Below are 7,467 nucleotides of genomic sequence, written 5' to 3'. Positions count from 1 at the left end.
TGATGACCCATTGTGGATGGGATGGTGTTATCAATCGTGTAAGGTGAATGCTGATCCCCCGTTTATGGGGTAGAGCCAGTGACCCGTATGGTGACCCCGTAAGACTCTTTAGTTCTATATTTCGTGGATTTTTTAGAAAGGAAATGCTTGTATGTCAAGCCACTCAAGGGTGAGAGATAAGTTGGTCGGTGTGAGAGGATTTGAACCTCCGACCCCTGACACCCCATGACAGTGCGCTACCAGGCTGCGCTACACACCGACCGAAAGAGCCGACAAGTCTACTTAATTTCAAAGACTTTGCAATGTAAAAAAACCAAATAACCGCCTAAACGATTATTTGGTAATCAAAACTTGTTTTAAATGTTCTTTTTACAGCTTGTCAGCAGCTACATCTCTGATTTCAGGCCACTCTTCATTAGCTTCATCAATGTGAGTCGGAATGTTCTTTGCCCATGCTTTATATACGCTTTCATCTTTGTTTACGTAAAGTACGCCATCAACAATTTCAAACGCCTTGCCATTTATTTCGAATTTTTTGCCAAACGTTGCGCCGTAAGCACAAAAGCCGCCGTATGCTGGCGCATACTTGTCTGGGTTGCTTACAAACATGTCTCTATTTTTCTGCGATGAAAATCGGTAAATAGCGTCGTTGTGTACAGCGGTTATAGTCGCCTTACCCAATACAGGCTTTCCTTCGGTAAAGTAGGCTACTGCGTCGTGTCCTGCTAAAATAATACCGTTTTCGTCTGTTTCAGTATCAACACCAGCGAATGCCGCACCACTAGCAATGAGTGATACTGCGAATAAACTGCTTTTTATAAATGCTCTCATGATATTTCTTCTCCACATGGGTATTTCGCGTGTTTGCACACAAATTCTGTAAAAGTTCGAAGAAAATGGTACGCGCTTCGGTCTTATACAAACATGTTCAAAACGCTTAAATACTTGTCTCAAACACCATGAAAAATTTAGAAAGCCTTTTTGATAAGCTTCAAATAACAACCAACGTATTTCACAACGGGCAGTACTGCGGAAACTGGCACGTCGACACGTCTGGCACCGGCTTTATTAATTTTCATGCAATTACGCATGGGCAGTGCTATCTGCACTGTAGCGACGGTAACGTAATTTTATTAGAAAAAGGCGACATGGTTTTGCTACCCCTTGATAGCCCTCATCTGTTAAGCCCAACACAAAATCACACCAACAAAAATGCCAGCGCAGGCTCTATTCCCATTGGCAAGGAACTAGCAGCTGATGGCCCAGTGCTACTTTGCGGCTACTTTGAATATCAGCACCCGTTGATGGGTGTAATTGCCAAAGAACTACCAGAGTATTGGGTAATAAAAAAAGTGTCTGAGGAAAGTCGCGTGCTGCATGAAAGCTTACAGTTGCTTATCAGCGCGTCGCTAGAAGTGTCAGATTCGGTTTTCACTTCGTCAGTTGTATTAAACAAAATAGCCGAGATCATCTTTTTGCTTATTGTGAAGCATTTAATGGGCACATATTCTTCAACCATAGGCGCGTTGCTGAACCCTGCTATAGCACATAGCCTGCAAGTACTTCATAACGCCCCAGAGAAACACTGGAGCGTTGATATGCTGGCTAGTATTGCGAATATGTCTAAGTCTAACTATGCCGCAAAATTTAAAGCCTGTGCCGGCGTCACCCCAATCAAATATTTAACGCAATGGCGGCTACGCTGCGCCAGCAATGATTTAAGTCAAAGTAGCCAGCCAATAATCACTATTGCCAATAAATACGGGTATGAAACCGAAGCCTCTTTTTCAAAAGCATTTAAAAGAGAGCTGGGGGTATCCCCCTCTCAAAAACGCGTATTGGCTAAGCCAGCGTAACGTAGCAAACGGTGGTAACCACTAACGCCACTAAAACGTTAAGCATAATGCCTTCTCTGGCCATGGTTTTAATATCAAACTTTTCAGTTGAATAAGCAATGGCATTAGGGGCTGTTGCAACAGGCAGCATAAAGGCACAGCTAGCGCTAATGGCAGCGGGTATCATTAACAGTTTAGGGTCTACGCCCACTGCCAAGCCCGCGGCAGCCAGTATTGGCATAAGCAGTGTTGATGTAGCAGTGTTCGATGTAATTTCGGTAAGAAATGTGACGAATAAGCAAATGCTAAGCACTAAGAAGATAACAGGCAGCGTAGACAAGCCGGTTAGCCAAGTTCCCATAAGCACACTTAAACCCGACTCCATAAATGCTTTGGCAATACAAATACCACCTGCAAATAAAAGAAGCATGCCCCATGGAATATCGTTTGCCGTTTTCCAATCTAGTAGCTTGTCGTTGTTGCCTTTAGTATCTACCTTTCCGTTGTCATTACCGCTATTGGTTAAGAACATAGCGGCAACACCTGCTACCGCAATGGTGCTGTCGCTTATGGTACTTACGCCTATCCATGCGGTCCAAAAAGGCCTAAAAATCCAAGCCAAGGCTACGGTTCCAAATATGGCTAGCACTCGCTTTTCAGCTTTTGTCCATGTGCTAGGCTCAGGTAAATCAATATTACCCACTTGTTTAATACCTCGCGCTAACCACAATGCCATTATGGGCACGCCAATAATTACTATAGGTATGCCCGTTTTCATCCATTCTATAAAGCTGTATTCAACGCCCTGCGTTTCTTCATAAACACTCATAAAAATGATGTTCGGTGGCGTGCCAATTGGTGTTCCTACCCCGCCTAAACTTGCAGAATAAGCAATACCAAGAATAAGCGCTACGCCAAAGCGTGGGTTGTCTACGGCGTTAATAATGGCAATAGCCATGGGCAGCATCATTAATACGGTAGCTGTGTTGCTAATCCACATGCTAAGCACGGCCGTGGTTAACATGAAACCCAGCACCAGTTTAAGTGGGCTTCCACTGCCCGTTACTCGTAGCATGTAAATGGCAAAGCGCTTGTGTAAATTGGCGCGCTCTAATGCTTTTGACAGCATAAATGCTGCCATTAATAGAATAATAACGTGGCTACCCAGTGAGGATGCCGCTTCACTGTGAGAAAGCACGCCAAATAAGGGAAAAAGCGCAAATGGCAGAATAGATGTGGCTGGTATGGGAAGCGCTTCTGTTACCCAAAGCACAGCAACAAACAAGGTTATTGCCGCAGTAAATATGATGTCGCTGGGCTGATCAACTGCCCATAAACCTAAGCCGCTTGCTACAGAAGCGATAAATGCAAACAGAATAATACTGTTCTTTCGCGTCGGCCTTCGTTGTTGAATTTCTGATGAAGATTGAGGGTTTGTGTGCATTGCGCTTCCCGTTACTGATAGCTTTATTATAAGTGCTAGGTTTTTACCCCTAATTTGCTTTCTTATATTTTCTATCAGTAAATAGCGGGAAACGCACGAGGCTTTTTTCAAATAAGCTACTTTTTCTTAAGCAGTTTTTTGCTATTTGCTTTCATCATCTGACGAAATACGGCTAGCTACCGCCCCCGCTTGGCCTTTATATTTTGCATCTACCCTAGCGTTGTAAGGTTTCTCAGCAGGCGCTGAAAGTACTTCAAAGCTAAGTGCGCCAATTTTCATTTTAGGGCGAAGTGCCAGCGGCAATTTTCCGCTGTTGTAAAACTCAAGTACGATGTTGCCCGACCAACCTGGGTCAATTCTATGCGCGGTCACATGCACCATTAGACCTAGACGAGCCAATGAAGAGCGCCCGTCTAACCAACCCACAATGTTGTCTGGCAATGTTACCGACTCATGGGTAATGGCAAGTGCTAGTTCACCGGGGTGTAAGAAGAAAGCCTTACCTTCTTCTAACTCAATTTCATCGCTCATTACATGATCAAGTGCTTCTTGCACTTGCGCTTTTGGCCCACTTAAATCGATAAATGGCGCTTGATGATCTTCAAACACACGAAATTTATTACCCAAGCGAATATCTACTGTTACACCGCTTATTTGGTCGTAATTCGGTGTAGGCTCAATTTTAATTTTTCCATCTTGTAGATGTTGGTAGATATCGCGGTCGCACAAGCGCATGGTGTATTCCTCTTTTCAGTAGGCCGCTATTATGCGGATGTCCCCCTTACCATTCAACTGCTCAAAGGCTTGTTTTATAGGCTTTTGCACAATTTCCCTGCGCTTTCGCAAAATTTAAATAAAAACAGCCTTGCAACAAGGTATTTTCTATTCGCTATCTGTTTAAAAATTCACGTTTCGCATTTTACAAAACATGCTTGGCTTTAATCTTTACCAACTATGCCAATTGGGTCGCCTTTAATATGTTTAACTGCCCCTTTGCGTGGCTCAACGGTAAGGGCTAATTGCATAGACAGGGCTCGTGCTGCCTCGCGATAACTTTCGCTCAAATCACTTTCGGGCGAGGAAATTAATAAAGGCGTTCCCGCATCACCATGCTCGCGAATATGAATATCAAGCGGAAGCTGGCCTAAAAGCGGCAAACCGTGCCGCTCGGCAAGCGCCTCGCCCCCGTCTTTTGAAAACACGTAATCTTTGGTGCCACAGGCTCTGCACTGGTAGTAACTCATGTTTTCAATAAGCCCAAGCACCGGCACGTTCACTTTTTCAAACATGCTTATGCCTTTTTGGGCGTCGGCTAGCGCTAGGTCTTGTGGCGTGGTTACCACTATCGAAGCTGTAAGCGGCACTTGCTGGGCCATTGTTAACTGAATGTCACCGGTCCCTGGCGGCATATCTACAATTAGGTAGTCCAGCACGGGCCATAAGGTTTCATCTAATAACTGCTTTAATGCCCTGCTTGCCATTGGCCCTCGCCATACAGCCGCATCTTCTTGCGGTACTAAGTACCCTATCGAGTTCGCCACAAGCCCATGCGCCATAAGTGGCTGCATGTGTTTGTTGTCTTCACTTTCAGGGTGCGCGTCGGGGTTACCCAACATAATTGGAATGGATGGCCCATAAATATCGGCATCTAAAATACCTACTTTCGCGCCTTCTTGCATAAGCGCAAACGCAAGGTTAATACTGGTTGTCGACTTACCTACGCCGCCTTTTCCCGAGGCAACCGCGATAATGTTTTTGATGTTAGTTACAGGTGCGACCTCGGTTTCACCACTTACCACATTTTGTTTAAACGTAAGCTGGTCAGCATTCAGCTTCCCTTTTAGCTGTTTTAGCACTTCCTTTTTAAGCGCATCTAATTGGGTGGCAATACAAAATGGCAAAGTAACCGTAACACTAGCATCTTCATTCTTGGGCTGGCTAAAAGCACACCAAAGCAAGGTATCTTCTAAACTTAAGCTAAAATACTTGGCCAAAATTGCAGCAACTTCTTTGGTTGCCGGCTCTGCTTTACGAGAAAAGAACATAAAATGCCTTACCGGTTGTAGAATTGTGTGAATTACGTAATGCAAAAAACGCGGTTTTCCGCTAGTATTTGCAGCCATTTTGAAACGCAAAGAATCAATAACGTCATTATGTCAGAAAAACGCCGAATTCTGGTAACCAGTGCGTTGCCATACGCAAATGGCTCTATTCACTTAGGTCATTTGCTAGAACACATTCAAACCGACATCTGGACTCGTTTTCAGCGCCTTCGCGGAAACGAATGTTACAGTGTTTGCGCCGACGATGCACACGGTACGCCGGTTATGCTTAAAGCCCAAGAGCTAGGCATTACACCAGAAGAAATGGTGGCAAGAACGCGTGCTGAACATCACCAAGACCTTGTTGATTTTCACGTAGATTACGACAACTACTATGTTACTCATTCGCCAGAAAACAAGGCGCTGTGTGAAGAAATTTACACGCGTTTGGATAACGCGGGTTACATTAGCAAGCGTACTATCAACCAGCTGTTCGACCCTGAAAAAGAAATGTTCCTACCGGATCGTTTTGTCAAGGGTTCGTGCCCTAGCTGTGGCGCAGAAGACCAAAACGGCGACAGCTGTGACGTGTGTGGCGCAACTTACAGCCCAACTGAAGTTAAAAACCCGCGCAGCGTTGTTTCTGGTGCTACACCGGTACTGCGTGAATCTGAGCACTTCTTCTTCGACCTGCCAAAATTTGAAGGTATGTTAAAAGAGTGGATCCGCTCTGGTGCCCTTCAAGAAGAAATGGCAAACAAGCTACAAGAGTGGTTCACTGAAGGTCTTCAACAGTGGGACATTAGCCGTGATGCGCCGTATTTCGGCTTTGAAATTCCAGGTGCGCCAAACAAGTTCTTCTACGTATGGGTAGATGCGCCTGTCGGTTACATGGCAAGTTTCAAAAACTTCTGCGACCAAAACAATCTTGAGTTCGACGACTTCTGGAAAGCCGACTCAGACGCAGAACTTTATCACTTTATCGGTAAAGACATTACGTACTTCCACTGCCTATTCTGGCCTGCCATGTTAGAAGGCGCGGGATACCGCAAGCCTACTGGCGTGAACATTCACGGTTTTGTTACCGTAAACGGTGCGAAGATGTCAAAGTCTCGCGGTACTTTCATTAAGGGCCGTACCTACCTTGACCATCTGAACCCAGAATATCTGCGTTACTACTTTGCGTCTAAGTTAGGCGACGGTGTAACTGACATCGACCTTAACTTTACTGACTTCGCACAAAAAGTGAACTCAGACTTAGTAGGTAAAGTGGTTAACATCGCAAGCCGCTGTGCAAGCTTTATCACTAAGCGTTTCGACGGAAAGCTATCTGACAATGTGATAGAGCCAGAACTTATTGCAGAGTTCCAAAACGCATCAGAAAGCATTGCCGCACTTTTCGAAAAGCGTAAGTATCACCAGGCTGTGCGCGAAATTATGGCCCTTGCTGATAAAGCAAACCAGTTTATCGACAACAACGCACCTTGGGTAACCATTAAAGACGAAACTAAGCAGCAGTTCACACACGATGTATGCTCGCTAGGTATCAACATGTTCCGTCTGTTGGTTATTTACTTAAAGCCTGTGCTTCCTGTACTTGCAGAAAAAGCAGAAGAATTCTTAAACGATAAGTTCGACTGGAATTCACTGCAAACCCTATTGAAAGGCCACGCCATCAACAAATTTAAGCCGATGATGCAGCGTGTAGAAATGGAGAAAATCGACGCCATGGTTGAAGATTCAAAAGAAAGCCTAGCGCCAGCAGCACCGGCTATCGACCCAGACAGCCCACTTGCTAAAGACCCTATCAGCGACACTATTTCATTTGATGAGTTCGCGAAGGTTGATTTGCGTATTGCGCGTATTGCAAAAGCCGAACACGTTGAAAAAGCTGATAAGCTTCTACGTTTAGAGCTAGATTTAGGCGGCGAAACCAAACAAGTGTTTGCAGGCATTAAGTCAGCTTATTCACCTGAAGCGCTAATTGGTAAACACACGGTAATGGTAGCGAACCTAGCCCCTCGTAAAATGCGCTTTGGTTTAAGCGAAGGCATGGTATTGGCGGCTGGCCCAGGTGGCGACGAGCTATATATCCTTGAGCCGCACGAAGGCGCGAAACCTGGTATGCGCGTTAAGTAATAATATT

General features: G+C 45.0%; 6 protein-coding genes and 1 tRNA gene. 2 read left to right on the top strand and 5 right to left on the bottom strand.

Annotation, left to right across the window (positions count from 1 at the left end):
• Positions 1 to 182 precede the first annotated feature (182 nt).
• Together ACHUFN_RS15410 and ACHUFN_RS15405 are read right to left on the bottom strand one after the other, a co-directional pair.
• Positions 183 to 259 (bottom strand) — tRNA-Pro (locus tag ACHUFN_RS15410).
• Between the two features lie 110 nt (positions 260 to 369).
• The gene (locus ACHUFN_RS15405; RefSeq protein ID WP_394223320.1) at positions 370 to 831 is read right to left on the bottom strand and encodes a YHS domain-containing (seleno)protein; all 462 of its coding nucleotides are present in this window, start codon (positions 829 to 831) and stop codon (positions 370 to 372) included.
• Between the two features lie 128 nt (positions 832 to 959).
• Between ACHUFN_RS15405 and ACHUFN_RS15400 the strand changes: the two genes are divergently transcribed.
• The gene (locus tag ACHUFN_RS15400; protein WP_394223319.1) at positions 960 to 1,856 is read left to right on the top strand and encodes an AraC family transcriptional regulator; all 897 of its coding nucleotides are present in this window, start codon (positions 960 to 962) and stop codon (positions 1,854 to 1,856) included.
• Here the strand turns inward: ACHUFN_RS15400 and ACHUFN_RS15395 are convergent.
• The 3 genes from ACHUFN_RS15395 to apbC all read right to left on the bottom strand — a co-directional run bounded on the left by ACHUFN_RS15395 (position 1,843) and on the right by apbC (position 5,324).
• A complete protein-coding gene (locus ACHUFN_RS15395; protein WP_394223318.1) occupies positions 1,843 to 3,279 on the bottom strand; it encodes an SLC13 family permease in 1,437 nt (478 codons plus the stop codon). The two genes, ACHUFN_RS15400 and ACHUFN_RS15395, sit on opposite strands and share 14 nt — an antisense overlap.
• A 141-nt stretch (positions 3,280 to 3,420) precedes the next feature.
• Entirely contained in the window at positions 3,421 to 4,014 is a 594-nt protein-coding gene (gene dcd, locus ACHUFN_RS15390) for a dCTP deaminase (RefSeq protein ID WP_071815166.1), read from the bottom strand.
• A 203-nt stretch (positions 4,015 to 4,217) separates the two neighbouring features.
• Positions 4,218 to 5,324 (bottom strand): iron-sulfur cluster carrier protein ApbC, encoded by a 1,107-nt coding sequence (gene apbC / locus ACHUFN_RS15385; RefSeq protein ID WP_394223317.1) that lies wholly within the window; start codon positions 5,322 to 5,324, stop codon positions 4,218 to 4,220.
• Positions 5,325 to 5,432: 108 nt separating this feature from the next.
• On the opposite strand from apbC, the gene metG reads away from it, so the two are divergent.
• Positions 5,433 to 7,460 (top strand): methionine--tRNA ligase, encoded by a 2,028-nt coding sequence (gene metG, locus ACHUFN_RS15380; protein WP_394223316.1) that lies wholly within the window; start codon positions 5,433 to 5,435, stop codon positions 7,458 to 7,460.
• The last annotated feature ends 7 nt before the right edge of the window (positions 7,461 to 7,467 follow it).

The sequence above is a fragment of the Alteromonas gracilis genome, from assembly GCF_043642145.1.
Classification (GTDB): domain Bacteria; phylum Pseudomonadota; class Gammaproteobacteria; order Enterobacterales; family Alteromonadaceae; genus Alteromonas; species Alteromonas gracilis_B.
This window is presented reverse-complemented; position numbering and strand designations above follow the sequence as displayed.

Bases quoted from the DNA above. Each gene is read 5' to 3' on its own strand.
- apbC (WP_394223317.1), bottom strand. From the start codon at position 5,324: ATGTTCTTTTCTCGTAAAGCAGAGCCGGCAACCAAAGAAGTTGCTGCA.
- ACHUFN_RS15405 (WP_394223320.1), bottom strand. From the start codon at position 831: ATGAGAGCATTTATAAAAAGCAGTTTATTCGCAGTATCACTCATTGCT.
- dcd (WP_071815166.1), bottom strand. From the start codon at position 4,014: ATGCGCTTGTGCGACCGCGATATCTACCAACATCTACAAGATGGAAAA.
- ACHUFN_RS15400 (WP_394223319.1), top strand. From the start codon at position 960: ATGAAAAATTTAGAAAGCCTTTTTGATAAGCTTCAAATAACAACCAAC.
- ACHUFN_RS15395 (WP_394223318.1), bottom strand. From the start codon at position 3,279: ATGCACACAAACCCTCAATCTTCATCAGAAATTCAACAACGAAGGCCG.
- metG (WP_394223316.1), top strand. From the start codon at position 5,433: ATGTCAGAAAAACGCCGAATTCTGGTAACCAGTGCGTTGCCATACGCA.